The organism is Thermocrinis sp. (assembly GCF_036781485.1).
Lineage (GTDB): Bacteria > Aquificota > Aquificia > Aquificales > Aquificaceae > Thermocrinis.
On record NZ_DAIQAX010000006.1, the window covers coordinates 76,961 to 102,430 of the forward strand.

Here is a 25,470-nt window from a genome sequence, read left to right on the forward strand (position 1 = left end):
CTTGAAAGGAGGGAAAAATGGATAGGTATCTTCAGATTCTTCAGGAGTTTATTAAAAAAACGGGGCTTGAAGGAGTCTCGTTGGTTTCTGCAGATGGTCTGCCTATATCTTCAGTTCTAAAGCCGGGTATGGAAGAAGACAGAATAGCTGCCATGAGCGCTGCCATTCTATCCTTAGGCGAAAGGGTGGCTGAGGAGCTAGCTAAGGGAAATCTTGAGCAGATAACCATAAAAGGGCAGAATGGGTATGTAATAATGACAGGAGTTGGTTCAGATGCGGTTATGGTGGTGTTAGCGGACAATGATGCTAAACTGGGACTTTTGCTAATGGAGATAAAAAAAGCTCAAGAAAAAATAAAAGCCTTACTATAAGGTTGATGGGTAATGGCTCTAATCGGAGATCTAAGCACTTTTAACTTTGTGGATATATTCCAAGTCATTAGAAGAGATAAAAAGAGTGGTATTCTTTTTATAGAATGGAAGGACTTAACCTGCGCATACTATGTGAAAGAAGGGGAAATAATTTTCTCCAGACCTGTGGATAAGGTCTACAGGGTATACGCCGATAAGGATTTTGATTTATTGCTGAACAAATTGCGTATGAGCCCAGACAAACTACCCAGAACTGTGGAGCGGTTTTTAATCTCCAGGCTTAGTATGAAGGAAGGCATATTTTCTTTTACCCCGGGGTTTATAAAGTACGGTTCAGAATATCCCATAGAGTATCCTATTGAACACCTTATCGTTCTTGCTTCTAGAAATTTAACTCCGGAAGAGGTTGAGCGCAAAATATCGGACGAGATGATGCTTTTTGAAAGGGTTCCAGACAAAGAAGATGTTTTACATAAAGCCAAATTAAACAAGGAAGAGGAAGAAATACTCTCACTTATAAACGGCGATAAGACTGTTCTGCAGATAAGACAGTTGGCAAAAAAGAATAGTCTAGTAGTAGATAGGGCTCTGTATGCTTTTTTGGCTCTTGGATTGATAAGGCGTAAGAAAAAAGAGGTTAAGCAAAAACCGGGATCTATAACACTTGAGCTTCTTACCAAAATAATAGAGCAAATAAGAGGCTTGTGATGAGGACAATAAAGAAAATAAAAATAGTAATAGCTGGGCCTTTTGCTGTAGGAAAGACACAGTTTATAAACACAGTAAGTGAGATAAAAACCGTAAGTACTGAAAGAAGAGTCCGACAATTAAGTGAAAAGTCTGTTAAGGAGTATACTACGGTTGCGATGGACTTTGGTAAAATACGCATAGATGACGAGCATGAGCTATATCTTTTTGGAACACCGGGACAGTTCCGATTTGACTTCATGTGGGAGATTTTAGGAGAGGGGGCGCTTGGAATAATTATTCTTGTGGACAGTACAAATCCAACTACCTTCCACGAAGCTAGAAAAATAATAAACTTCTTTCAATCAAGGTTCCTCGTACCCATAGTTGTGGGAGCTAACAAGCAGGATTTGCCCAATGCCTGGAGCCCAGAGGATATAAGGATTGCACTTGATATAGACGAGGAAGAAGGCATACCCGTAGTTCCCCTATCAGCTATAAATAAGGATAGTGTAAAAAACGTTCTTCTGATCTTGCTTGAAATAGTTAAATCTAACTTAACGAGCTAATCAAGGAAAGCTTGGAACTGTGTTTAAAGCTAAATCTTCTTCAAAACCAAACATGATGTTAAAATTCTGCACAGCTTGAGAAGAAGCGCCTTTACCTAAGTTGTCTATAACGGATATAACTTGCAAACATTTAACTCTCTCGTCCCAAAAAGAATACAAAAGGCACAGATTTGTACCCAGGACGTGTTTTACGTGAGGAGGTTCTAAGACTATCCTTACAAACTTCTCGTTTTTATACGTTTCATTGTAAAGCTCCTTAGCTTCAACCTTGTCGCAGAAGATAGAAAGGCTTGACAGCATTCCCCTTGAAGTGGGCACTACCACGGGGGAGAACCTCAAGAGGATATTAACTTCCCCAATTTCTTTTATCACACTCTCCATTTCCGGCACATGCCGGTGTTTATCTAAGGAGTAGGCAAAAAAGTCTCCATACATCTCTGGAAAATGAAAATGCTGGACTGGTTTTCTCCCTGCACCAGAAACGCCTGAAAGGGATGTGATAACTACCTTTTCTATCTTTACTCTTTCTATAATGAGAGGGTACAGCGCCAGAAGTACGGATGTGGGATAACAGCCAGGATTTGCCACAAGCTGAGCGTTTCTTATACGTTCTCTGTATATCTCGGGCAGACCATAAACAGCCCTCTCCAAGATCTTTGGGTATTTATGCTGAAAGCCATAGTATTCTGGGTATATCTGTGGGTTTTTTATTCTATAAGCACCGGAGAGGTCTATAACCTTTTTACCCTGATTTAAAAGCTTTGGGACAAGCTCAAGGGATTCCTCATGGGGAAGGCACAAAAAGGCTAAATCGTACTCCTCTTCAGCGTCTGAAGTAATCTTCAGATTGCCTACCGGCCCTTCGAGGAAAGGGAAAACCTCTTTTAGCCTTTTCCCTACATGAGATTGGGACGTAAGACCAACTATTTTTACCCTTGGATGTTTAAGAAGGATGTTTAGAAGTTCTACACCGGTGTATCCAGTAGCTCCATAGATGGCAACTTTTATCTCTTGCTCCATCTGTAGGCTTTTCTTGCCTTCATCAAGCCATACTTTTTGCGCTCTTTCTCTCTTGCGTCTCTTGTCAAGAGTCCAACTTTTTTGAGCGTCTGCCTATAATCTGGATTGTATTTCAAAATGGCTTTAGCGATTCCATACATTATAGCTTCAGCCTGAGAAGAGATACCACCACCTTCCACCGTAGCATATATACCAAACTTTCCTTCAAGACCTGTGATCTTTAGGGGGTATAGCACTTTGTAGTATAAGGTCTCCCTTTGGACGTAATCTTTTAAATTGAATTCCTTCTGGCTATCCTTTGCCTTTACTATTTGTTTGTTAGTGTTTTTCACAAGCCAAACCCTTGCAATGCTTTCTTTCCTTCTTCCTGTACCGTAAAAAGAGTTGTCAGGACTTATTGTAAAGTCTTTTAACTGTTTTATCATCCTTCAACCTCCAGTTTTTGGGGTTTTTGAGCTATGTATGGATGTTCTTGACCTACGACTATCTTTAATCTCTTTAGCATTCTGTGTCCTAGCTTATTTTTAGGTAGCATTCTTTTGACCGCCAGTCTAACAACTTCTTCCGGTTTGTTCTCCAACATCCACCCTAAGGTCCTCGCTTTATGTCCTCCGGGGTAGTTGGTATGAAAGTTATACACCTTCTTTTCCAGCTTATTGCCAGTCACCCTAACCTTTTCCGCATTCACAACTACCACAAAATCTCCACAATCTACATCTGGCTGATAGTAGGGTTTGTGTTTTCCGATAAGTATTTTTGCAATCTGACTTGCAAGCCTACCCAAAACCTTTCCTTCCGCATCTATAACCCACCAGTTACGCACCACATCTTCGGGTCTTACTCTGTATGTCTTCATCTTTCCACCTCTCAGAAAAATTTTCAAAGGCTAATATTTTATCACAAAGGGCGTACCTAAACAAAGTTCAGATACAGTTTTCTCTCTTCAGATACTGGTTTAACTCTTCTTTGTTGTAAAGTTCATTTTTCACGTATTCTACAACACAGGCAAGGGTCTTTGGTGGTGCGTACCCTGGTATCCTCAGAACGATTTCTCCTTTAGAATCGTAGAAGATTATATGAGGGTAAGCCCTTACGTTTAACATTCTGGCCAATTCCTCTTCTGTTGTTTCACCCTCTTTGCCGTCTATCCTATACCTTACTTTAGCATTGCTCTCCGCCAGCAATCTTAAAACGTCTATTCCTTCCACTGCACTTTTAAGTGTTGGATTGTTTTTTAGGTCTTTATCCAACTGCTTGCAGTATATACAGTTTTCACTCTCCACTACGAGCATAGCATAGTTGGACTTTGGGATAAGGTCTTTAACTTCTGAAGAGGTATTATTGCCCTTGCTTTGGCATGATAGGATAAAGATCGCCCATAATGTTAAAACAGTTAGTGCAACTTTCATAATTAAAAATATAAACCCTATGTCCTAAAAAAGTTTATAAATTAGCCTACTTATTATCTCCTCTTTTCTCATACTTAGCACAGCTTCTCCAAAGTTCAAGAAGCCAAACATTAAAAGGATTTTATCATCTATCAGCCTGCCTCTTCTGTTATTCTCTAAGATTTTTATAAGCTTTTTGAGATCTTCTTTTGCTTTGTTCTTTTGCAGTTTTCTGTCTTCTATCAATACTTCTAACATAAGTTTTTCAAGCGGTAAAACCATGTCCAAAAGTTTAGACGTTTGCTCCAGTATAGGGGGTGGATGTAGTCCCTCCCTGTGAAGGGTTCTCTTTATGAGATTAGCCCTAATGTGGCCTATGCCCTTAACTCCAGCTAAGGAAGCATAATCTACACTTACTCCAAACTTTACCGAGTGAGCTATGGAGAGAAGATCCAAATCATTCATTGAAATAAAACCGCTTTTTCGGAGCTCCCACAGTGTTCTTAAAAGATGCAGTGCTTCTGTTCCAAGGTAAGAAAACTCTCCCGGTGGATTTTTTAAGTTTGGATACTTAAAGGTTAGCCCTTCTGTGTAGAAAATAAACTGATGGGTGTTATCCTCAAAACAATTCTCACCACATAACGCCACTTTGCCTCTAACAAAATAATCGTCTTCTTTGAAGCTTTCTCCCTTTTTAACGAAGTCATAGAGGGTATCAAAACGTTTTGTGTAAAGAAGTGGTCTGATAGTAGCTTCTTTGGGAAGCTGAAGTTCTTGCCGACGGATAAACTCCTCTAACCTTGTAGGTGGCACACCGTTTTTTATACAAAAGGCGCCTTTTGGAGTGATGGAGTCTTTCTCAACGTAAAGCTTATGTTTTAAGAATCTTTCTACCTGTTGATACATATGATGGCTTACCTTTTTAAAGGAGTAAAATTTCTCCAAAAATCTTTTGTAGTTAGCACCTTCGTATAGATAGCCAAGTAAAATAAAGAAACTCAGTGCGTCTATACTTTTCTCTTTCTCCTCTTGTATGGTCGTTGTGAAACCCTTTGAGAATGCCTTTTGTATAAAGTCTTCCAGCATCTCCCTACTTCCTCCCTGAATGATGATGTGGGAGTAACCTTTTTCTTTCAGTCCAAGTCTTCCCACTCTTCCTTCCATCTGGAGTATATCAAGCTCATCTGGTATGCACATCCATTTTTTGTTTTTGAAAATTTTCACCAATATTAGCACTCGGTCTGCGGGAAGGTTGACCCCGTAAGCTAAGGTCTGCGTAGCTATTAAAAATCTCAGATCACCGTCTCTAAACTCTTTTTCAATAGCCTCCCTCTCTTCTTTTGGCACATCCGCGTTATGAAAGGCAATCTCAGGTTCCCTCTCTTCTGTCTTTTCAAAGGGTAAAGTTTGGTTCATTATGCCAATTTTCTCGTTGTTTGCAAGTTCTAAAAGGTTCCACCCTATCTGCTTTTGGGGCACGAAGAGAATAACCTTCTCGTCTGGTTTGCTAAGATGCCAGAGGGCATCCCATAGCTTCCCTAAAGCTTTATCCTTATCTCCTTTTATACCTACGAATTCACTTAAAGCATGATATTGCCTTTCCAAAGGAACAGGTCGCCATTGGCTTTTTATAAGCAAGCTGGCCTTTATCCATCTAGACAGCTCTTCAACCCCAGGCATGGTTGCGGAAAGACCCAAAAGCGCTATGTTTTTGTTTATGGCATAGACCAAAAGCTCCTCCAAAACCCACCTTTTTTTAATCTGGTGGATTTCATCTACCACTACTGCTTGAATATCTTTTGTCCATTTTGTGGAGTTTCTAAAGGCCTGAACTAAACTTTCGTATGTGCATACCACCACTTGTGCAGAGACATCCTTAAAGCTCTCAACTATTTTATCTCCAGTTCTAACATCTACCTTTTGGTAGAACCTACGAAGTTCTACGGCTTTCTCATAAACCAGTGCTTTTGTGGGAGCTGTATACACCTTTCGTCCTTCAAACTTTCTAAAAAATAGATAGGTGGTCAAGCTCTTTCCAGCAGAAGTGGGAGCGGATACTATCGCATTGCCAAAGTTGTAGGTGTGATAGAAAAGCGTCTGCAGAGGGTTAAGTAGAGTGTAAGGTATTCTCTCATCTACTTGATAAGCTGGTATCAAGTTAAGGGAACTAATTTTGGTTTCACCCTCCTTTCTATAAACCGCCTCACCGCTGGGCGGATTTAGTTTGAATGTGCTCTCTGGTAAAAGATAGAATGTTTGCATTTTTCTATGAAGTGGGAGAGTTTTCTTATAGCCTTTCCTCTGTGGGATAGGTCGTCCTTCTCCTCAGGGGGAAGCTCTGCAATGGTCTTTTCGTAACCAAGAGGCTTAAATATGGGATCATATCCAAAACCTGCTGAGCCTCTTGGACTCTCTGCGATCTCTCCGTGGCAAACCCCCTCCGCGAAGATATAAAACTCTTCACTTAACATTAAACAGATTACTGCTTTAAAGTAAGCCCTTCTGTCTTTGCTACCTTCCAGAAGTCTTAGCAGCTTTTTTATGTTTGCCTGGTCCTTGGAGTTTTGCACTTCTTCTTTACCGCCCCAGTCTAAGGAATAAAACCTGCTGGAGTATATACCAGGGTAGCCTTCCAAAGAAGGCACAACCAGTCCAGAATCGTCTGCAAGTGTTGGTATGCCATATCTTTTAAAGTAAGCAAGAGCCTTCAGATAAGCATTTTCCATAAAGGATTTACCACTTTCTTCCACCTCTATTTCCTCCTCTGGCTTTATTAACTCTATATTCAAGTGTCTGAGCATTCTGCTTATTTCTTCTATCTTTCCTCTGTTTTGGGTTGCAAGGAGTAATTTCATCAATTAAAATATATTAGCACGGGGTGTAGCTCAGGTGGGAGAGCGCTGGCTTTGGGAGCCAGAGGTCGCAGGTTCAAGTCCTGTCGCCCCGAGGGTCCGTAGCTCAGCTGGACAGAGCAAGGGATTTCTAATCCCTAGGTCGGGGGTTCGAGTCCCTCCGGACCCGCTTGTTTTTATCCACGGCTGGGGCTTTTCCTCTAAGGTTTTCAAAGGCCTTCCTGGCATAAATTTGGAACTTCCCCATCACGGAAGGTCCAATCTAACCAGCTTAAAACTTAAAGCGCTTGCAAAGGAAATGGCTCTGAAGATCCCAAAAGGTTCTATCTTGATCGGTTGGTCTCTGGGAGGAACCTTAGCCCTCTTGATAGCCTTTTTCTATCCCTCAAAAGTAAGTCATCTGGTGCTTATAGGTTCAACTGCCTGCTTTGGTTGTCTCTGGGAGAAGAGAGAACTAAGAGGTTTTCTTTTAAGGTTAAGAAAGGAAAGGGAGGATTTTTTAAAAGAATTCAGGTCAAGGGCTTATCCAAAGCCCTTCTATGATTTCTTGGACATAGACAAATCCGCCAAGCTTCTTGAGGATTACTTCCTTACAGACATAAGAAGCTACATTCCACACATAAAAACCCCCATAACCCTTTTACACGGCATGGCTGATAGCGTAGTTCCCTTTAGGGCCAGTCTGGAACTTTACAACTTGTCAAAAAAGGCTAAATTAATAACGTTCCACGGAGGACACTTCCCAAAGGATGAAAGTATTATCCTTGAAGTTCTCAAGAGCATCTAATACATACGAAGATTGGGCTATACCCCAAAGAATAAGCGCAGAGATTCTGAAACAGCTGGACACCATTGAAGGCTCCGTGTTGGATGTGGGTTGTGGCACTGGCTTTAGTAGTGTAGGGTTAAAAAAGGTGGTGGGCATTGACCTATCGTTGAATATGCTGAGGGTGTATAAAAGTAGAGGATTTGTGGGGATATGCGCCGATGCCAATTTTATTCCCTTTAAGTATAAAAGCTTTGACACAGTGATTAGCAATTTTGCTATACATTGGACAGATATAAACGTGGTTTTTAAGGAGATATTCAGGGTTTGCAGAAAAAGGTTTTTGTGTGCAATGCCCGTTAAAGGTAGCTTAAAGGAACTAAACTTTCCATTCTATCCAGCAGAAGAGGTGCTTGAAACTATTCAAAGGCTAGGAGGAAAGCTAAGAAGGGTTGAAAGAAGGAATATAGAAATACCCTTTGAAGGATGGGATCTTGTTAGATTTTTCCATTACACTGGGACCTCTTACAATCCGTCTAACGGTGACCTTCTTAAGTCAAAAAAATCCATTGAAAGAATCCTTTCTTCCATTGACAAACCAAGCTTTTTGGTGTTATTCTTTTCTTGCGAGGTCTGTAAATGAGGAGGATCTACATGGTTTTTATTTCCTTGCTGATTTTAATATACCTGATTGGCATAGAGGGCTGTAAAGCGCAGAAGGTTCAAGGTTCTCAATTTCAAACTGATACCAAAACCGCTACTTATACGCCGGGCATGCTTGTTCAGTTTGAAAAGGAGCTTACAGAACTTGTGGAAAAGGTTTCCCCCTCTGTGGTGGCTATATACTCCACTCAGGAAGTTTCAACCTTTGAAGAAGGATTTCCTTTTTTCTTTCCCATACCTCAGGAAAGAAGGTCTTTGGGTTCAGGAGTTATCATAGCCCTAAAAGGTGACAAGTTTTACATACTCACCAACAACCATGTGGTTCAAGGTGCAAAGAGGATAAGGGTTAAATTTGATCCTCATACAGAAAAAGAAGGGAAGCTGGTGGGAGGAGATCCAAAAACCGACGTAGCAGTGGTTGAGGTAGACGCAAGGGGTGTAGAAAACCCCGCAAACAGGGTGGCAAAGCTTGGAGATTCGGATAAACTAAAGGTTGGTCAGCTGGTAATAGCCATAGGGAATCCTTACGGTTTGGAAAGAACCGTGACCATGGGAGTAATTTCTGCTTTGAAAAGGTCTATTGGTATAACACAGTATGAAAGTTTTATCCAGACAGATGCAGCTATTAATCCTGGCAATTCAGGCGGTCCTCTTATAAACGTCTACGGAGAGGTCATAGGTATAAATACTGCCATAGTGGCTGAGGGACAAGGTTTGGGTTTTGCCATACCCATAAACTTAGCCAAATGGGTAGCAGATCAGATAATAGCCAAGGGTAAGGTAACTAGAGGTTGGTTGGGCGTGGTCATTCAAGAAATAACTCCAGAGATTGCGGAAGCCATTGGGGTGAAGGAGGGAATTTTAGTATCTCAAGTAGCACCCAATAGCCCAGCCTCTACCGCTGGACTAAAAGCTGGAGACATAATCGTAGAAATAGACGGCGAGAAAGTTAGAGACGTTAGAGACCTTCAGTTTAGAATAATGAAAACCCCACCAGGCACGGAAGTGAAGCTGAGCGTTATCAGAGAAGGTAAAACCCAGCTGATTAAGGTCAAAGTTGGTGAAATGCCAGAGGAAGTTAGCTTTACCCAACCAAGGGATCAGGCAAGCGCCATAGGTCTTGCACTAAGGGACCTAACTCCGCAAGAAGTTAGAAGGTTTGATGTAAAAGGAGTATTGGTGGTGGATGTGGTTCAAGGTAGTTTAGCACAAAAGAGTGGTTTGAGAAGGGGCGATATAATTCTTATGGTGAACAATCAACCTGTGGAAAGCGTATCGGACTTTGAAGAGAAAATAGAAAAAGCTAAATCTGAAAAAAGGGACAGAGTCTTACTACTTGTAAGAAGGGGGGGAAATAACTTTTATGTGGTGCTTTATCTGAGGTGAAGGCATGATACCAGATAGCGAACAAGAGATAATAAATCAGTACCTCAAAAAGGTATCTAAGATTCCTCTTTTAAAGCCGGAGGAAGAGAAAGAGCTAGCAAAGAGGGCAAAGGAGGGTGATCACGAAGCTTACAAAAAACTGGTAGAATCAAACCTTAGGTTTGTTATAAGCATAGCCAAGCAGTATTTGGGTTATGGATTGAGCCTTTCTGAGCTTATAGCTGCTGGTAATCACGGTCTAATGGAAGCTGCAAAGAGGTTTGATCCAGATAAAGGAGTAAAGTTCATCTCTTACGCAGTTTGGTGGATAAGACAGGCTATCATGCAGGCTCTGTCCCAACAGACGGGCGCAATAAGGATCCCTCTTAAACAAGCCCATCTAATAAATCGCATTAGCAGTATATACAGCAGGCTTTATAAGGAATACGAGAGGGAGCCAACTCCGGAGGAAATAGCCTACGAATACACGAAAGAAATCCTACAGAAGGAGATGGAAAGAGAATTGGGAAGAAGGCCTACTGAAGAGGAAATACAAAAGAGAATAAAAAAGGAAGGCTACAAGATATCTCCACAAGAGGTAGAAAAGGCTTTGCAAATATCTAAAGTACCGCTATCCCTTGACGTGCCAGTTGGTGAGGAAGAGGACACTTCTTTTGTAGATTTTCTGAGCAAACACGGAACTGCAGATGTGGAGGAAAGGGTGCTCAGTGAGATCCTCGGTAGGGAGATAGAAGATATGCTTGAAAAACTTCCAGAAAAGGAAAGGCGTGTGGTTGAATTAAGGTTTGGTTTGGGTGGAGAAGAACCAAGAACGCTAAGAGAAATAGGAGATATCTTAAACATTTCCAGAGAAAGGGTCAGACAGTTGGAAACGAGGGCTCTTAGAAAACTCAGAAACATGGCTATAAAAAAGCACCTTAAAGACTTTCTCAGTTAATGTTTCCATCCATACTCCTTATTGACAAACCAAAAGGTATAACCTCTTTTCAGGTAGTGAAAAAGGTCAGGAAAAAGTTTGGTCTTAGGAAAGTGGGACACGCTGGCACATTAGATCCTATTGCTACAGGGTTATTAATACTTCTCGTGGAAGAAGCTACGAGATTTTCTGAATTTTTTCTGAGACTTGCCAAAGCTTACATTGCTACAGCTTTGCTTGGCGTGATAACAAACACTTACGATGCAGAAGGGGAAGTATTAGAGGTAAGAGATGTAAGTGTTTCCTGCGAGGATGTGGAAAGGGTTCTTGCGCAATTCGTAGGCAGGATAAGTCAAAAACCTCCACCCTTTTCTGCAAAAAAGATAGGAGGGCTAAAGGCATACGAGTTGGCAAGAAAGGGCTTGGAGGTGGAGCTAAAACCCGTAGAAGTGGAAGTTTATAGAGCAAAAGTGCTGGAGTGTAAAATTCCAAGTGTTGTTTTTGAGTTTGAAGTGTCTGCGGGCACGTACATAAGAAGTTTGGTAAATGACATAGGCTTAAAGTTGGGATGTGGAGCTCATATTAAAGAACTCAGGAGAACAAGGATAGGAAATTGGTCTGTAGGTATGGCCTTGTCTTACGAGAGGTTAGAAACTATCCAAGACCTGTGGGGGGTTGCCATACCTATTGATCAGGCTTTGAACTTTCTACCTGCGGTAAAACTTAGCTGGAGAGAGTATAAACTGTTCAGGAATGGGGCAAGGATAAAAGCGCCGGTTCAGTGCTTTGGGTACGTTAGAGTTTTTTCCCAGGAGGGTTTTTTAGGAGTAGGTTTGTGTGAAGGAGGATTTTTAAAACCACACAGACTCATGCCTTTTGAATAGTTCAAAAAGCCCATCTACATCAAAACATAACTTCTCTGCGCAAGTGTTTGGAAAGCATGGGCTACATTCAAGCTCCAAGCTTACGGGAAAAACCCTTTCTCCTATGGGCTTCCAGACTTTCCAATCGGTTGGTCCGTAAAAGATAAAAGTAGTTATTCCCAAGTAAGCGGAGAGATGAGACACTCCGCTGTCGTTGCCTACAAAAAGCCTTGCACTCTTTAAATGCCTTCCCATCTCAAGAGGGTCTAAAAACTCCACAAAATTATTAACATACCTTTTTAACCACTGATCTGATTCACCTATCAGGTAAGCACATTCATAACCAAGATATCTAAAAAACTCCTCTATTCTTATAAAAAGCTCCAACGGGGGATTTTTCTTCTTAGACCCACTGGATGGATGCAAAATTACTTTGTTTTTGAGAGGAGAATCTTGGTAACCTTCCAGTGGAAGGCAGGTAGAGAAGGGTTCTGAAAGTCCCAAATTTTTTAAGTAATACTCAACTATCCAGATCCGCTCCTTCGGAAAGGGACTTATACCATCCAATCCTATTAAAACTTCAATATCAAAGCGCCCTGTAGGTCTTTCGTAAAAAACCTCATCCACCCATCCCACTGCCTTGGCTATTTTGAAGTAATCCGTGTTGCCCACGGCGACAGTATAAAAACCCTTTCTTTTGAAAATCTCCAGAATAGGAAAGGTGAGTAGTGTATCACCCAAACCTCCTCTTCTGTAAAGGAGAAATTTTTTCAAACGTTTGTGTCTATCAAAAACAGCGGTTGGCCGTATTCTACTGTTTCTCCATTTTCCACGAGTATTTTAACCACCTTACCCCTAACATCGCTCTCTATTTCATTCATAACCTTTAAAGCTTCTATGATGCAAATCACTTGTCCTGGAGAGACCATATCTCCCACTTCCACAAAGGGCGGAGCTCCCGGCGATGGAGCTCTGTAAAAGGTTCCCACCAGAGGACTTTTTATAACGTGAAGCTTACTTTCTTCTATTTCTTGAGATATTGGTATGGCTTCTATGTGTTTTGTTTCTCTTGAAACCTCTATCTTTTGCAAAACTTCTTTTTGGTGAGTTTCTATCTTGATCTTTAAATCCCCCTGCTCCAGCTCAAAGACTTTTATATCGCTTCCCTTTATGAGGTTTATTAGTTCTTTCAAAAAATCCTTGTCCATTACTTTACCCTTTCTATATACGCTCCCGTGCGCGTATCCACCTTTACTATATCCCCTTCTCCCACAAAAAAGGGCACCTGTATTACCGCTCCAGTTTCTAGCTTTGCTGGCTTGGATCCTCCGGCAGCTGTGTCTCCTTTAAAGGCAGGTTCCGTTTCCACGACCTTCAGTTCCACGTGTCTTGGAAGCTCTATTCCTATAGGCTGTCCTTTGTAGATGAATACCACAACTTCCATTCCCTCCTTCAAAAACTTTGCCTCGTTTTCCAAACTTTTGGCTGGGACTGGAAGCATCTCATAGGTAGATTTGCTAACAAAGTAGTAGTAATCTCCGTCGTTGTACGAGTACTCTGAAAAAACTTGTTCAAAATCTGCCAGCTCAATGCTGTCTGAGGATTTGTAAGTTATCTCAATCACGTTCTGAGTTTGCATATTCTTTGCCTTTACCCTAACAAAAGCCTGACCCTTTCCGGGCTTTACATGGTCGTAATCAAGAACCCTATGAGGTTGTCCGTTGTATTCAATAAACATATCCCTCTGTATGCTGTTTATGTCTATTTTTACTCCCATGGCTTTATAATTTTATCACATGGAAGCAAAGCTCAGCAAATACTGCAAAGAGATTGATACTATACAGTTAAAAAATCTGGTGGTGGAAAAGCTATCTAAGATTTCTCCTACTATGGAATACGTGAGAAACCTTATCCTTGACGTAAGGCTTTTGCTAAGGCTCCTTTTAGACGAGGAGTTTGATCTTAAAGAGGAGGCAAGGAGGGACTTTGCCTGTGCCCTGCTTTACTTTGTGGAAACCAAGGATTCCTTACCAGACAAGATTCCCCTCATAGGACTGTGGGATGATTATAAGGTGGTTAGGTTCGTAAAAGAAAAACACAAAGAGGAAATAAAAAGATACTTTGAAAGCACACCCCACTTTGTGGCAAATTACTTCTGATGCTTAGGTTTATCTTGCTTAGGCTTATTCAGAGCTTTTTCACCCTTATAGGTGTGACCTTTATTTCCTTTTTGATTATAAAGCTTGCACCTGCCGATTACTTTGCCCAGCTTAAACTAAACCCGCAGATATCTCCAGAAACCATAGAGACTTTGAGAAGGCAATACGGACTGGATCAGCCTATACTTATCCAGTACCTAAGGTGGCTAAAGTCTGCGTTGATGTTTGATCTGGGACTTTCCTTTCAGTATCACGCCCCTGTCTTGGATCTGATAAGGGAGAGAATAGGTAACACTTTACTTTTGACTGTTCCTTCCGCGCTTCTTTCTTGGTTTATGGCGGTTCCCTTGGGTCTTCTGGCTGGAATGAAGGATGGGAGTTTGGTTGATAAATTCATAAGGGCATTCTCCTACATCTTTATGTCCTTCCCTTCTTTCTTCTTGGCCTTTCTCCTGCTTTTGTTTTTCTCTAAAAGTAGTTTTTTCCAGCTTGGTGGCTGGCAGAGTCTGATTGTGGGTATAATTACTATAACCTTAATATCCACCGCTGGGCTTGTTAGACTTATGAGGAGTGCAACTATTGAAATTTTGAACTCTCCCATGGTGCTTTTACTTAAGTCTAAAGGTTTAAGGGGATGGACCTTTACCAGACACATCATAAAAAACGCCATGAATCCATTTACTACGCTCATAGGTTATGAGATTGCAGGCTTGTTATCTGGGGCCGCTCTTGTGGAGATAATAGTAGGTTGGCCGGGGCTGGGCTCTCTAATGCTTGACGCAGTGTTGGCAACAGATTTATTTTTAGTTATGGGTGGGCTATACATAGGCACCATAATGCTACTCATTGGAAACCTTGTCGCCGATTTACTTTTGGCATACATTGACCCAAGAGTAAGGGAAAAAGAAATACTTAAGTAGGAGGTTTAAAAATGGCTAAAAAGGTGGCAATAATACTTGCAGAGGGCTTTGAAGAAGTAGAAGCGGTGGCTCCTATTGACGTCCTAAGAAGGGGCGGAGTGGAGGTCCTCATTGCAGGACTGACCAAAGAACCTGTAGCCAGTGCAAGAAATGTAAGAATAGTCCCCGATGTTAGTGTGGATGAGTTAAACCCTGACGAACTTGATATGGTCATACTTCCAGGTGGGGCTGGAGGAGTGGAAAAGCTAAAGCAGGATCCAAGGGTAGAAAAATTGGTAAAGGCTATGGAACAGAAGGGTAAGTACATATCTGCCATATGCGCCGCACCTACAGCTTTGGTAAAGTTTGGTGTTTTGGAGGGCAAAAGAGCCACCGTATACCCAAGCTTAGTGGAAGAGCTTAAACCTGCCATCTTTGAAGACAAGGCTGTAGTAGAAGACCAAAGAGTAATCACAAGTCAAGGACCGGGTACAGCTTTGGAGTTTGGACTAACGCTTCTGGAAAAGCTGGAGGGCAAGGAAAAGGCAATGGACGTTGCAAAGAGAATGTTAGTTAAGTATAAATGATAGAAGTAAGGGTAAAGCCTGGGGTTGAAGAAAAAATAAGGGGATTTTTCTCGTGGGTCTACAACGCAGAGATACTGGAAATTAAAGGAGAGCCAAAACCTGGGGACTTTGTAAAGGTTTTAGATTCTAAAAAGAAATTTCTGGGTTATGGTTACATAAATCCAAATACAAAGATAGCTGTTAGGCTACTCTCCTTTGAGAAAGGAGAGGAAATAAGCAAGGAGCTAATAAAACGTAGGATCTTATCCGCCCTTGAATACAGAAAGAAGCTAAACATAAACAGCAATGCATACAGGTTGGTCCACTCCGAAGGAGACCTTTTGCCAGGACTGATCGTAGATATGTATGACCAATACGCAGTCATTGAGATTACTACTTACGGTATGTTCAAGATGAAAGATTGGGTATTGGAGGCTTTGGTAGAAATTCTCAAACCAAAGGGTGTGTATCAGAAGGTGAGCGATTATGCTATGAACATAGAAGGTTTTGATGAGGAAGAGAGAATCCTGTATGGGACGGTACCAGAACGTATAAAAATATGGGAAGGAGACTTGGAATTTTACGTAGATGTTATAAAGGGTCAAAAGACTGGGTTCTATCTGGACCAAAGAAGGGCTAGGAAAATGATAAGGGATCTTGTAAAGCCTGGGGATGTCTGTTTGGACGCCTTTTGCCACACGGGAGGTTTTGCCCTTAGTATGATAAAAAAGGGAGCTAAAAGTGTAATAGCAGTGGACATGTCAGAAAGAGCCTTAAGTTTGGGAAAGGAAAACGCAAAACTCAACGGTTTGGAGGGCATTCAGTGGGTTGAGGATAACGCTTTCCACTTTCTCAGAAAACTTTACAGGGAAGGATATAAGTTTGACGTTATTGTCATAGACCCGCCGTCTTTTGCAAGAACAAAAGCCCACGTAGAAAATGCGTTAAGGGGCTACAAGGAGCTCTGCGTTACGGGTCTGAAGCTTGCCAAAGCTGGCGGATATTTTGCCATATACTCATGCTCCTTTCACATTACCAGAGAACATCTTCTTGAAGTTATCTTACAAGCTTCAAGGGATGTTAAAAAACCTTTAAGGATTGTGGGAGAAAGCTTTCAGGATTTGGACCATCCTTGGATACTGCAGATGCCAAACACCCTTTACCTAAAAGGCATTTATTTAGAAGTACTCAGATAGGAAAATTTCTACAGCTTCCTTTGGATTTCCATCAAAGACTATCTGACCATTTTTAAAAAGAATGGCTCTATCACACGCCAGGATGTTGGAAAAACGATGGGCTACGATTATGAAGGTGCTTTCTGGAAAGCTGTCAAAGAGATTTTTTAGCACCACATTTTCCGTGTTTGCGTCTAAAGCAGAAGTAGCTTCATCCAAAAGCAATATTTCAGGCTCCTTAAGAAAGATCCTTGCCAACGCAAGCCTTTGGGCTTCTCCACCAGATAAAAGTCTGTTTTCCTTATCCACCTCTTCATCTAAGCTTTTCACAAAATCACACATGGATAGTTGAAGGGCTTTCCAAAGCTCTTCCTCTTTAGCCTCTGGCTTGGATATAAGCAAGTTTTCTCTAACCGTTCCAGACAGTATAAAGCTCTCTTGAGTTAAGTATGCGATCTTAGACCGTAAAGAGAATAGATCCAATTCTCTTAGTTCCCTGTCATCGTAGAATATGTTGCCCTCGTAAGGTATAAAACCGCACAAAACTCTGAGGACAGTGCTTTTCCCGCTACCAGTGCTACCCATGATTGCCACCTTTTCCCCCTTCCTTATAGAAAAGGAAACTTCTCTCAGTAAGGTTTTACCATCAAGTTTCACACTCAGCCTATCCACCTTTATTCCTTCCCTTAAATCTAAAAATACACTCTCTCCCTTTCTTTCCTCTTCCAACTTTAAAAGCTCCATTATCCTACCCACTACCGGCAAGTTAGCTTTGACTTCCACAATACCCTTTTGACTTTCCACTATGGGCTTTTGTATAAATACAAGCGCCGTAAGGTAAGATATAAATTCACCTAAGGTGAGAGCTCCTTCAAGCACTCTGAGTCCTCCATAAAAAAGCAAAAGGGCAATTACCAAATACCCAGTGCTGTAGTTAAACACCGAGTTTAGAGAAGCGTAGAATGTAGCTTTTGTGCTTGCCCTGTAGGTTTTTTGATTTATTGTCTTGAACCACTCAAAAAGCAAGTCCTTTGCAGGAAAGGTTTTTATACTTTCAAACCCTCTGAATACATCTCCTACCTTAGTTATCAACTTTTCTTGAGATTCTTGAGCTTTTTTCAGATGCTTCCCCCTTTTTTTTCCAAAGTATCCTACAGACAGGGATAAGAAAGGAACAAGCAGTAGTAGGAATATGGTTAGTTGCCAATCTCTGTAAAGAAGCACACCAAAAAGCAGTATGGCAGTAGTTGGGTCTCTTACCAGCTTTACCACAGACGATCCCACAAGATCCCTGTATATCCTCAGATCCGATAGAATCCTAGTAGTGTATTCACCTATGGAATATTCCTTTACGGAAAGGAAGGAAGAATTTAAAAATTTTGAAAATATCTGCTCCCTTATATTTTTGGCTTCTTTTTCTGCATAGAGGTTTGTATAGTAAGAAACTAAAAAGTTCCCAAGCTGTTGAGTTATGGCAAAAGCAAGCAACAGGGATGTGGTAAGCAGAAGACTGTTCCAGTCTTTGAGCAACATTCCGTTATCTACCAAACTCTTCACTAGCAGACTTATTCCTGAGGTGCTTATTGATTCTAAAAGCATTCCCAGCAAGGCAAGGAGTATAAAAAGATAGTAATCTTTGAGTCGCCTTAAAATCCAAAGAAGGCTTTCCATCAAAAAAGTTTATTATATTTTCTCCAATGGGTGATATTCGGAAAGCAGGCTCTGATAGAGGTGATTTGGAAAAGGAACTTCAGCACACACTTATATCCATCAAAATGATATATCAGGGCTACACGCTAACCATAGAGGAATACACAAAGGAAGAGCTTATGGGAGATTTGGAAGAGTATAGCTTGCAATTTGAAAAGGTTATAAAACCTCTCGTAAGCAGAGCAAAAGAGACTGAAATGTTAAAGCTAATAGAAATAGCTGAACACATAGAACGGTATTACACTCAGTTGATAGAAGCCATAAAGCTAAGGCTTATGGAGTATGATAATCTACGGTAAAAACCCAGTGATAGAAGCCTTGAGGGCAAACAAACCTGTGGAGAAGATCCTTGTGGCCCACGATAGCCATCCCCCTTATCAGGTGGTAAAGCTCTGCAAAGAAAGGGGGATAAAAATACAAAGGGTGCCCAGGCAAAGGATAGAAGAGCTTACGGGGACTAAAAAAAACCAAGGTATATTGGCTCTTATCAGTCCGGTGCCTTTTATACCTTACCAGCAACTTTTCAAAATGGCTTTTGAAAAGAAAGGATACTTTTTAGTTTTGGACCATATAACAGATCCGCAGAATGCGGGAAATCTTATAAGGACGTGTGAGGTTTTCGGTGGCGTTGGTGTGCTAATGCCAAAGGACAGAAGCTTTCCAATAAACCAGACTGTAGTTAAAGCTTCATCTGGTGCGGTGTTTTATCTTGCTTTTAGTAGGGTTCCGAGTCTGAAAAAAGCACTGGAGGAGTTTAAAAATGCAGGGGGTAGTGTGGTGGTGGTGGAAAGAGGAGGAGAGGACATAAGAGAAACTAACTTTGAGCTTCCCTGTGCTTTGGTCTTAGGTTCGGAGGGAGAGGGTGTATCAAAGAGCGTGCTTGAGCTAGCGGATAAAGTACTATCCATCCCGATGGTTGGAAAGGTAAATTCCTTAAACGTGTCTTCTGCGGGTGCAATAGCGATGTGGGAAGTGTTTAAAAAATTCTTAACAAAATCTTAACAATACGCCTCTAAAATTCTATCCAACAAAACCTTAAGGAGGTAGAAGTATGAGAAAGACTCTTCTTTTGAGCGCGGTTTTTTCGGTTGGGCTGCTTTCTGGTGCAAAGGCCCAAGAGCCCGTCATAAAGATTGATGGCTCTTCCACCGTCTATCCTATAACGGAAGCGGTAGCAGAAGAGTTTCAAAAGGCTAAAAAGGGTGCGGTAAAGGTAACAGTTGGTATTTCCGGAACGGGAGGCGGCTTTAAGAAGTTCTGCAGAGGAGAAACAGACATAAGCAACGCATCCAGACCCATACTAAAGAAGGAGATGGAAGAATGCGCAAAGAACGGAGTAAGGTATATAGAGCTTCCCGTAGCTTACGACGGTCTGGCGGTGGTGGTAAATCCGAAGAACAACTGGGCAACATGCATGACCGTGGAACAGCTCAAAGAAATCTGGAAGCCCGAATCTCAGGGTAAAACCTTCAAGTGGAAAGATTTTGACCCCAAATGGCCAGACACAGAAATAAAGCTCTGCGGACCGGGTTCGGACTCTGGAACCTTTGACTACTTTACTGAAGCTATAGTGGGTAAGGCAAAGTCTAGCAGAGGAGATTACTTGGCTTCCGAAGATGACAACGTGTTGGTTCAGTTTGCTTCCAGAGAAAAAGGAGCCCTTTGCTACTTTGGCTTGGCTTATGTTGAGGAAAACAAAGGAAAAATAAAGGCTATTCAAATCAAGAACCCCAAAACTGGTGAGTGTGTGGCACCCAGCCTTGAAACAGTAAGGAGCGGTAAGTATCAACCACTCTCCAGACCACTGTTTATATATGTTAATGTCAAGGCTTTGGAAAGACCGGAAGTTAAAGAATTCGTAGATTTCTACATAAAGAATGCGGAAAAACTCTCCAGACAGGTAGGATACATACCTCTGCCATCAAAGTTCTATCCAGAAATTGCAAAGAGGGCTGAACAAAGAAAAGTGGGAACTGTGTTTGGTGGTGAGCCAGAAGTAGGGCTTACCATAGAAGAGCTCGTAAAGAGAGAGCTGAAGGAGTGATCTTTAGAGGGGGCTACGGGCCCCTTGTTTTAAAATAAAATAATTTAAAAGATGCTATCCCGATTGCCCCTTAGCGTAAAGAAAAGACTTGATACTGTTTTTCACCTTTTCTTTTTCTCAATGGGATTGGTAACCATAGTGGTTACATTTCTCATAGTGCTTGCGCTTGTTTTAGATGCTGTTAAGTTTTTCTTGCACGAAGAGGCGGGCGGATTTCCTAAGTCTCTTATAAGATTCTTTACAGAAACCCAATGGACTCCCACCTTTTACGACAAACAGATAGGTATTCTTCCCCTCATTAACGGGACGTTTATGATAGCCTTTATATCCGGTCTAATAAGCATACCTATGGGTCTATTAATAGCAGCCTATTTGAGCGAATTTGCCAGCTTTAAAACCAGAGAGTTTATAAAGCCCTGGCTTGACTTTATGGAAGCGGTGCCTACTGTGGTTTATGGCTACTTTGCCCTTTTGGTGGTGACCCCCGTCCTTCAAAGATTTTTATCTCTCTTTGGTATAGAAATGGAGGGGATGAACGCCCTCTCTCCTGGCATAGTTCTCGGTTTTATGATCCTGCCCTTTACTGCCTCTATGGTGGAGGATGCCTTTAAGGGAGTTCCAGCTTATCTGAGAGAAGCAAGCTATGCCCTTGGTGCCAACAAAGTGACAACTTTTTTCAGAGTGGTTCTCCCAGCTGCCAAATCGGGGGTTTTAGCTGCCTATCTACTTGGTATATCAAGGGCTTTGGGGGAGACTATGGTGGTTGCCGTTGCTGCTGGAATGTATCCCAATTTAACCTTAAACCCCCTTGAACCCATTCAAACCATAACTGGATACATAGTTCAGGTAGCCCTCGGAGACCTTCCATTCAACTCCTTTGAATACCTGTCCATATTTGCTGCAGGTATATTCCTTTTCATTGTAACCCTCTTCTTCAACCTTTTGGCGGTGTATTTCAAAAGCAAAGTAAAGGGGTATTGAAATGGGAGAGAAGGGTTTTTCTGCACTCGGTCTTATCCTGTCATTAATTTCCATTCTATTTTTGTTTAGTGTCACTCTTGCTCTTCTTATTCAAGGATGGTCCCGTATAATAGATCCTTCTTTTTATACGTCCTTTCCCTCTCGGTTTCCAGAAGAGGCAGGCATACTCTCCGCTTGGGTAGGCACGGTTTATGTTATGCTTGGTGCCATCTTTTGGAGCGTGCTAATAGGTGTTCCTGCGGGCATATACCTTGAGGAATACGCAGACAGAGAGAGCAAGATAGCCAGAATAATAGAAGCCAACATATCAAACCTTGCGGCGGTGCCTTCAATAGTCTATGGACTTTTGGCTTTGGGTATATTCGTGCATAGATTTAAGCTTGGAGAAAGTATCCTCACCGCCGGTTTGACCTTGGGACTTTTGATGGTACCGGTTATCGTGGTAGCTACCAGGGAGTCAATAAGGAGAATTCCAAGATCCATAAGGGAGGCAGCTTACGCCTTGGGTGCAACCAAGTGGGAAACCCTTTTTCACCACATAATACCCTACTCCCTTGGTGGTATTCTCACGGGGGTGATCATATCTATAAGCAGAGCCATAGGAGAGACCGCACCCCTTATTACCATAGGAGCATTGACCTTTATAGCCTTTTTACCCCCAGAACCTTGGGAAGATTTTATAGGTATGCTAAAATCTCCCTTTACAGTCCTTCCTATACAGATGTTTAACTGGGTTTCAAGGCCCCAGGCGGCCTTTCACACAAACGCAGCAGCCGCAGGTTTTGTGCTTTTGGTTTTGGCTTTTCTCTTTAACGCTTTAGCCTTTTATATTAGGTATAAGCTCAGGAAAAGGTACGTTTGGTAAGGAGGTTCTACATGAACAACATAAAGCTGGACCTCAGAAAGGTATCAGTCTTCTACGGAAAAAACCAGGCGGTGAAAGAGATTAGTTTTCCAGTTTATGAAAACAAAGTAATTGCCATAATAGGACCTTCTGGTTGTGGAAAGACAACCCTTTTGAGGGTGCTAAACAGAATGCACGACCTGTATCCTGATATAACTTACACTGGTGAAGCTATCCTCTCCCCAGAAGGTATAAACCTAATAGATAAAAAGGTTGATCCCTTGAAAGTTAGAATGCGCATAGGTATGGTTTTCCAAAAACCCAATCCTTTCCCCAAGTCTATCTTTGAAAACGTAGCTTACGGACTTCGTATAAGAGGGATTAACAACAAAACCGAGCTAAAAGACAGAGTGGAGGAAGCATTAAAAGCTTCGTGGCTTTGGGATGAGGTAAAGGACCGCCTTCAGGACAACGCCTACTCCCTTTCTGGTGGCCAACAGCAAAGGCTCTGTATAGCAAGAGCTATAGCGGTTGAGCCCGAGGTTCTTCTCTTTGACGAGCCCACCTCTGCCCTTGACCCCATATCCACCGCAAAAATAGAGGAGCTCATAGTGGAACTAAAAAAGAAAACTACCATACTCATAGTCACCCACAACATGCAACAGGCAGCCAGAATTTCCGATTATACCGCTTTTATGTATTTGGGCGAGCTAATAGAATTTGGACCTACAGAAAAGATATTTACAAAGCCAGATCAAAAACTCACGGAAGACTACATTACCGGAAGGTTTGGCTAAGCCTTAAGTATCCTTCCAGGTCCTTTATGAACTGATAGGCTGTCCTACCAGAAAAACTACCCCTTTCTGTGGCCCACAAAAGAGCTTTTTCTTCAAGATCTGAATAGTTTATTTCCTCCATTATATCTTTAGCATAAGCCTTTACTATTTCTAAGTATTGATTTTTGTCAAAGGCATAAAAGCCCAATCTCAATCCAAACCTTTCTACGAGGGATATTACTTCTCTGTAATCCTCTTCCGGAAACCTTCCTTGTTTTTCTCTGTCTGCCACCATATGCCTTCTGTTTGATGTAGCATACACAAGCACGTTTTGTGGCCTTTCCTCTAAGTCTCCGTCCAAAAGTGATTTTAATAGTCTATACTCATCCTCTTCCGGCTCAAAGGAAAGATCATCGAAGAAGAGTATAAACCGTTTTTTGCTGCCTCTTATAGCTTCATAAAGATCCGATAAATGTTCCAATTGAGACTTATATACTTGAACCAATCTTAGACCATCTTTCCCGAGTAATCCAAGCATGGATTTTACCAGGGAAGACTTTCCTGTTCCCCTATCCCCCCATAGTAAAGCATCGTTGGCAGGATAGCCCATTACGAACTGTAGGGTGTTTCTTTTCAACTCTTCCTTTTGTCTATCTATGCATAAAAGGCTTTTAAAGTCTGGTATATGAGGATGGGCTATAGGTTGGATCTTGCCATCTTTAAACCTAAAGGCTAAAAACTCCTCAAACATGCCAAAAATAGTTTAAAATAAAAAACGATGGGAAGGAAGTTGATCCTTTTAGCTTTCCTTGTATCCTCCTGTGGTGGAGTGACGCAAGAAGAGTTAAGCTTCAAGCTATCTCAGATTAACAAAAGGATAGATCAACTGGAGGAGCAGCAAAGGAAGATTGAAGCCCAGCAGTTAAAGACAGAGAAGAGAATAGACGCACTATCTCAGAATTTGGCAAGCCTGAGGTTAGAACTTGAAAAAGCAAGAATTGAGCAGAAAGTACAGCACAGTGAAGAAAGGCATACAGAAAGAAGGGAAGAAGTAAAAACAAGCGATGCTTCGGTAAAAGCTGATACCTCAAAAGACTACGAAAGAGAATACCAAAATGCGCTGAACCTCTACAACCTCAGGCAGTTAAACCAGGCAAAGGATAAGTTCATAGAGTTTATTAAGAACAACCCCAAAACCCCCCTAACAGACAATGCTTACCTCTGGCTTGGTATAATCTATAGAGATTTAGGAGATATGCGAAGAGCGGAGGCTGTTTGGAGAACATTGGAAGAAAAGTGTAAAAAGGGCGAGCTTGTGGATTGCAACAAGCTACCTTCTGCTTACCTACAGCTTGCAAGAATATACGAAAACTCTGGAGATGCAGGAAAGGCTAAGGAATACTATGAGAAGATTCTGAACGAATTTCCCCTGTCTGATGAGGCTGGCATAGCTAAGACCAAGCTTGGTAGGTGATAGCTTATCCTGTTAAGATCTTCTCGTGTAATTCCATAAGACTCGAAACGCTACTTTTAAAATCCACGGCGGTTCTGTAGTCTTGCCTAAAAAAGTCTTTTATTGCCTTTTCGTGTTTTATAACTTTATCCACCAACGGGTTAGTGCCCTGGGTGTATAGACCTAAATTTACCAGCTCTTCAACAGATTCGTAAGCACTTAGAATTTCTTTAATCTGAAGAGCAACTCGCATATGATCTTGCTGAACTATTTGTGGCATTAACCTGCTTAAACTTCTTACTGGGTCTATGGCGGGAAATAAGCCTGCGTTGGCAAGTTTTCTGGAGAGAATAATATGACCGTCAAGCATGCCCATAAGAGCATCCGCCACAGGGTCAAGGCTAATGTCATCCCCTTCAACCAAAACGCTGAATATTCCCGTTATGCTACCGTTTTTAAAGCTTCCACAACTTTCCACTATCTTAGACAGAAGGTAAAAAACAGAAGGCGTATAACCTTTTAAAGTAGGTGGTTCTCCTGCAGAAAGCCCCACTTCTCTCTGAGCCATGGCAAAGCGGGTCAGAGAGTCCAACACTAAAAGCACGTCATAGCCCTTTTCAGCAAAGTACCTTGCATGGACCAGTGCACTGATAGCACCCTTTACCTTCATTATAGGCGTTTGATCTGCGGTGGTAACTATAACTACACTTCTTTTTATGGCCTCTCCTAAAACATCTTCCACAAATTCCCTAACTTCTCTGCCCCTCTCTCCTATTAAACCCAGAACCACGACCTTTGCTTTACTGAATTTCGTGATCATTCCCAACAACGTGGTTTTCCCCACACCCGCTCCCGCAAATATACCTACCTTTTGTCCCTTACCTAAGGTAAAGAGTGCATTTATAGTTCTTATACCGGTGTCAAATACCTCTGTGATCCTGTTCCTCTGCAAAGGATTAATATCCTTTAGCTCAATGGGTCTTTTTTCTCCTGATAGGAGTTTCCCGTCTGAAAGCCTTCTTCCAAGCGGGTTCAGCAACTGTCCTAGTGCTTGCTCTCCAACCACAGTAGAGACCGGTTCCCGCAATATCCATACCCTATCCCCCACCTTGACTCCCGATAAACTTCCAAAGGGCATGATAATACACCTGTTTTCATAGAAACCTATTACCTCTCCGTCTATGCTATTGTTATCCGTTTTTATGATAGCATGGTTACCCACTGCACCTTCTGACACCGTTGCTTCCAAATAAATACCGCTCACCTTTAGAACTTTTCCGTATACCCTAAATATACCTTTCATAGCTCTTCTTCTATATCTTTCAAAATGCTATCCACTTTTCTTTCTATCCAAAAGTTGGGGGTTTCCATTAAAAAATCTC

31 protein-coding genes and 2 tRNA genes are annotated in these 25,470 nt (G+C 41.7%); 21 read left to right on the forward strand and 12 right to left on the reverse strand.

What is annotated here, in order from left to right:
* Positions 1–17: 17 nt before the first annotated feature.
* From V7P40_RS04860 to V7P40_RS04870, 3 genes are read left to right on the forward strand one after another with little or no spacing between them, the layout of a single operon-like run.
* Complete coding sequence (locus V7P40_RS04860; RefSeq protein ID WP_333784850.1) at positions 18–371, forward strand: roadblock/LC7 domain-containing protein; 354 nt, start codon at positions 18–20, stop codon at positions 369–371.
* Between the two features lie 12 nt (positions 372–383).
* On the forward strand, positions 384–1,079 hold the full coding sequence (locus V7P40_RS04865) for a DUF4388 domain-containing protein (RefSeq protein WP_333784851.1): 696 nt from the start codon (positions 384–386) through the stop codon (positions 1,077–1,079).
* A complete protein-coding gene (locus V7P40_RS04870; RefSeq protein WP_333784852.1) occupies positions 1,079–1,627 on the forward strand; it encodes an ATP/GTP-binding protein in 549 nt (182 codons plus the stop codon). The genes V7P40_RS04865 and V7P40_RS04870 overlap by 1 nt, the downstream gene beginning before the upstream one ends.
* Here the strand turns inward: V7P40_RS04870 and argC are convergent, their stop codons facing one another.
* From argC to rdgB, 6 genes are all read right to left on the reverse strand, one after another.
* Positions 1,628–2,647, reverse strand: coding sequence for an N-acetyl-gamma-glutamyl-phosphate reductase (gene argC / locus V7P40_RS04875; protein ID WP_333784853.1), 1,020 nt, complete (start codon positions 2,645–2,647; stop codon positions 1,628–1,630).
* On the reverse strand, positions 2,632–3,072 hold the full coding sequence (rpsI, locus tag V7P40_RS04880; protein ID WP_333784854.1) for a 30S ribosomal protein S9: 441 nt from the start codon (positions 3,070–3,072) through the stop codon (positions 2,632–2,634). The genes argC and rpsI overlap by 16 nt, the downstream gene beginning before the upstream one ends.
* Positions 3,069–3,503, reverse strand: coding sequence for a 50S ribosomal protein L13 (gene rplM / locus V7P40_RS04885; RefSeq protein WP_333784881.1), 435 nt, complete (start codon positions 3,501–3,503; stop codon positions 3,069–3,071). The genes rpsI and rplM overlap by 4 nt, the downstream gene beginning before the upstream one ends.
* A gap of 67 nt (positions 3,504–3,570) precedes the next feature.
* Positions 3,571–4,056 carry a thioredoxin fold domain-containing protein gene (locus tag V7P40_RS04890; RefSeq protein WP_333784855.1) on the reverse strand — a complete coding sequence of 162 codons (486 nt, stop codon included), beginning with the start codon at positions 4,054–4,056 and terminating at the stop codon, positions 3,571–3,573.
* Positions 4,057–4,080: 24 nt separating this feature from the next.
* Entirely contained in the window at positions 4,081–6,297 is a 2,217-nt protein-coding gene (locus tag V7P40_RS04895; RefSeq protein WP_333784856.1) for a DEAD/DEAH box helicase, read from the reverse strand.
* A complete protein-coding gene (gene rdgB / locus V7P40_RS04900) occupies positions 6,255–6,890 on the reverse strand; it encodes an RdgB/HAM1 family non-canonical purine NTP pyrophosphatase (RefSeq protein ID WP_333784857.1) in 636 nt (211 codons plus the stop codon). The genes V7P40_RS04895 and rdgB overlap by 43 nt, the downstream gene beginning before the upstream one ends.
* Before the next feature lie 19 nt (positions 6,891–6,909).
* Here rdgB and V7P40_RS04905 point away from each other — a divergent pair.
* The 7 genes from V7P40_RS04905 to truB all read left to right on the forward strand — a co-directional run bounded on the left by V7P40_RS04905 (position 6,910) and on the right by truB (position 11,502).
* Positions 6,910–6,982, forward strand: a tRNA-Pro gene (locus tag V7P40_RS04905).
* Positions 6,983–7,056: transfer RNA gene (locus tag V7P40_RS04910), tRNA-Arg, on the forward strand. It begins immediately after the preceding tRNA gene.
* Between the two features lie 9 nt (positions 7,057–7,065).
* Positions 7,066–7,674: an alpha/beta fold hydrolase gene (locus V7P40_RS04915; protein ID WP_333784882.1), complete on the forward strand. Its 609-nt coding sequence runs from the start codon at positions 7,066–7,068 to the stop codon at positions 7,672–7,674.
* Positions 7,652–8,296 carry a methyltransferase domain-containing protein gene (locus tag V7P40_RS04920; protein WP_333784858.1) on the forward strand — a complete coding sequence of 215 codons (645 nt, stop codon included), beginning with the start codon at positions 7,652–7,654 and terminating at the stop codon, positions 8,294–8,296. Before V7P40_RS04915 ends, V7P40_RS04920 begins: the two co-directional genes overlap by 23 nt.
* The gene (locus tag V7P40_RS04925) at positions 8,293–9,702 is read left to right on the forward strand and encodes a Do family serine endopeptidase (RefSeq protein WP_333784859.1); all 1,410 of its coding nucleotides are present in this window, start codon (positions 8,293–8,295) and stop codon (positions 9,700–9,702) included. The genes V7P40_RS04920 and V7P40_RS04925 overlap by 4 nt, the downstream gene beginning before the upstream one ends.
* 4 nt (positions 9,703–9,706) lie before the next feature.
* Entirely contained in the window at positions 9,707–10,639 is a 933-nt protein-coding gene (locus V7P40_RS04930) for an RNA polymerase sigma factor RpoD/SigA (RefSeq protein WP_333784860.1), read from the forward strand.
* Positions 10,639–11,502 carry a tRNA pseudouridine(55) synthase TruB gene (gene truB, locus V7P40_RS04935; RefSeq protein ID WP_333784861.1) on the forward strand — a complete coding sequence of 288 codons (864 nt, stop codon included), beginning with the start codon at positions 10,639–10,641 and terminating at the stop codon, positions 11,500–11,502. Before V7P40_RS04930 ends, truB begins: the two co-directional genes overlap by 1 nt.
* On the opposite strand, the gene V7P40_RS04940 is transcribed toward truB, so the two are convergent.
* The 3 genes from V7P40_RS04940 to efp are packed head-to-tail and all read right to left on the reverse strand — an operon-like array spanning position 11,470 to position 13,258.
* Complete coding sequence (locus V7P40_RS04940; RefSeq protein ID WP_333784862.1) at positions 11,470–12,222, reverse strand: glycosyltransferase family 9 protein; 753 nt, start codon at positions 12,220–12,222, stop codon at positions 11,470–11,472. The genes truB and V7P40_RS04940 overlap by 33 nt on opposite strands.
* Positions 12,223–12,251: 29 nt before the next feature.
* Positions 12,252–12,689, reverse strand: coding sequence for an acetyl-CoA carboxylase biotin carboxyl carrier protein (gene accB / locus V7P40_RS04945; protein ID WP_333784863.1), 438 nt, complete (start codon positions 12,687–12,689; stop codon positions 12,252–12,254).
* Positions 12,689–13,258, reverse strand: a complete 570-nt coding sequence (gene efp / locus V7P40_RS04950) for an elongation factor P (protein ID WP_333784864.1) — start codon at positions 13,256–13,258, stop codon at positions 12,689–12,691. The genes accB and efp overlap by 1 nt, the downstream gene beginning before the upstream one ends.
* A gap of 19 nt (positions 13,259–13,277) precedes the next feature.
* Here efp and V7P40_RS04955 point away from each other — a divergent pair, with 19 nt between their 5' ends.
* The 4 genes from V7P40_RS04955 to V7P40_RS04970 are packed head-to-tail and all read left to right on the forward strand — an operon-like array spanning position 13,278 to position 16,301.
* Entirely contained in the window at positions 13,278–13,640 is a 363-nt protein-coding gene (locus V7P40_RS04955; protein WP_333784865.1) for a YkvA family protein, read from the forward strand.
* Positions 13,640–14,560 carry an ABC transporter permease gene (locus tag V7P40_RS04960; RefSeq protein WP_333784866.1) on the forward strand — a complete coding sequence of 307 codons (921 nt, stop codon included), beginning with the start codon at positions 13,640–13,642 and terminating at the stop codon, positions 14,558–14,560. Before V7P40_RS04955 ends, V7P40_RS04960 begins: the two co-directional genes overlap by 1 nt.
* Before the next feature lie 11 nt (positions 14,561–14,571).
* Positions 14,572–15,126, forward strand: coding sequence for a DJ-1 family glyoxalase III (locus tag V7P40_RS04965; protein WP_333784867.1), 555 nt, complete (start codon positions 14,572–14,574; stop codon positions 15,124–15,126).
* The gene (locus V7P40_RS04970; protein ID WP_333784868.1) at positions 15,123–16,301 is read left to right on the forward strand and encodes a class I SAM-dependent rRNA methyltransferase; all 1,179 of its coding nucleotides are present in this window, start codon (positions 15,123–15,125) and stop codon (positions 16,299–16,301) included. Before V7P40_RS04965 ends, V7P40_RS04970 begins: the two co-directional genes overlap by 4 nt.
* On the opposite strand, the gene V7P40_RS04975 is transcribed toward V7P40_RS04970, so the two are convergent.
* A complete protein-coding gene (locus tag V7P40_RS04975; RefSeq protein ID WP_333784869.1) occupies positions 16,284–17,951 on the reverse strand; it encodes an ABC transporter ATP-binding protein in 1,668 nt (555 codons plus the stop codon). The two genes, V7P40_RS04970 and V7P40_RS04975, sit on opposite strands and share 18 nt — an antisense overlap.
* Before the next feature lie 26 nt (positions 17,952–17,977).
* Here V7P40_RS04975 and V7P40_RS04980 point away from each other — a divergent pair, with 26 nt between their 5' ends.
* From V7P40_RS04980 to pstB, 6 genes are read left to right on the forward strand one after another with little or no spacing between them, the layout of a single operon-like run.
* A complete protein-coding gene (locus V7P40_RS04980; protein ID WP_333784870.1) occupies positions 17,978–18,289 on the forward strand; it encodes a hypothetical protein in 312 nt (103 codons plus the stop codon).
* Positions 18,273–18,992, forward strand: a complete 720-nt coding sequence (gene rlmB / locus V7P40_RS04985; RefSeq protein ID WP_333784871.1) for a 23S rRNA (guanosine(2251)-2'-O)-methyltransferase RlmB — start codon at positions 18,273–18,275, stop codon at positions 18,990–18,992. Before V7P40_RS04980 ends, rlmB begins: the two co-directional genes overlap by 17 nt.
* Positions 18,993–19,041: 49 nt before the next feature.
* Positions 19,042–20,034 (forward strand): PstS family phosphate ABC transporter substrate-binding protein, encoded by a 993-nt coding sequence (locus V7P40_RS04990; protein ID WP_333784872.1) that lies wholly within the window; start codon positions 19,042–19,044, stop codon positions 20,032–20,034.
* A 51-nt stretch (positions 20,035–20,085) separates the two neighbouring features.
* Positions 20,086–21,015 carry a phosphate ABC transporter permease subunit PstC gene (pstC, locus tag V7P40_RS04995; protein WP_333784873.1) on the forward strand — a complete coding sequence of 310 codons (930 nt, stop codon included), beginning with the start codon at positions 20,086–20,088 and terminating at the stop codon, positions 21,013–21,015.
* A 1-nt stretch (position 21,016) separates the two neighbouring features.
* A complete protein-coding gene (gene pstA, locus V7P40_RS05000; protein WP_333784874.1) occupies positions 21,017–21,880 on the forward strand; it encodes a phosphate ABC transporter permease PstA in 864 nt (287 codons plus the stop codon).
* Positions 21,881–21,891: 11 nt separating this feature from the next.
* The gene (pstB, locus tag V7P40_RS05005) at positions 21,892–22,656 is read left to right on the forward strand and encodes a phosphate ABC transporter ATP-binding protein PstB (protein ID WP_333784875.1); all 765 of its coding nucleotides are present in this window, start codon (positions 21,892–21,894) and stop codon (positions 22,654–22,656) included.
* Here pstB and V7P40_RS05010 read toward each other — a convergent pair.
* Positions 22,637–23,386, reverse strand: a complete 750-nt coding sequence (locus tag V7P40_RS05010; RefSeq protein ID WP_333784876.1) for an ATP-binding protein — start codon at positions 23,384–23,386, stop codon at positions 22,637–22,639. The genes pstB and V7P40_RS05010 overlap by 20 nt on opposite strands.
* Positions 23,387–23,413: 27 nt before the next feature.
* Between V7P40_RS05010 and V7P40_RS05015 the strand changes: the two genes are divergently transcribed.
* Positions 23,414–24,109, forward strand: coding sequence for a tetratricopeptide repeat protein (locus V7P40_RS05015; RefSeq protein ID WP_333784877.1), 696 nt, complete (start codon positions 23,414–23,416; stop codon positions 24,107–24,109).
* A 4-nt stretch (positions 24,110–24,113) separates the two neighbouring features.
* On the opposite strand, the gene V7P40_RS05020 is transcribed toward V7P40_RS05015, so the two are convergent.
* The gene (locus V7P40_RS05020; RefSeq protein ID WP_333784878.1) at positions 24,114–25,391 is read right to left on the reverse strand and encodes a FliI/YscN family ATPase; all 1,278 of its coding nucleotides are present in this window, start codon (positions 25,389–25,391) and stop codon (positions 24,114–24,116) included.
* Between the last annotated feature and the right edge of the window lie 79 nt (positions 25,392–25,470).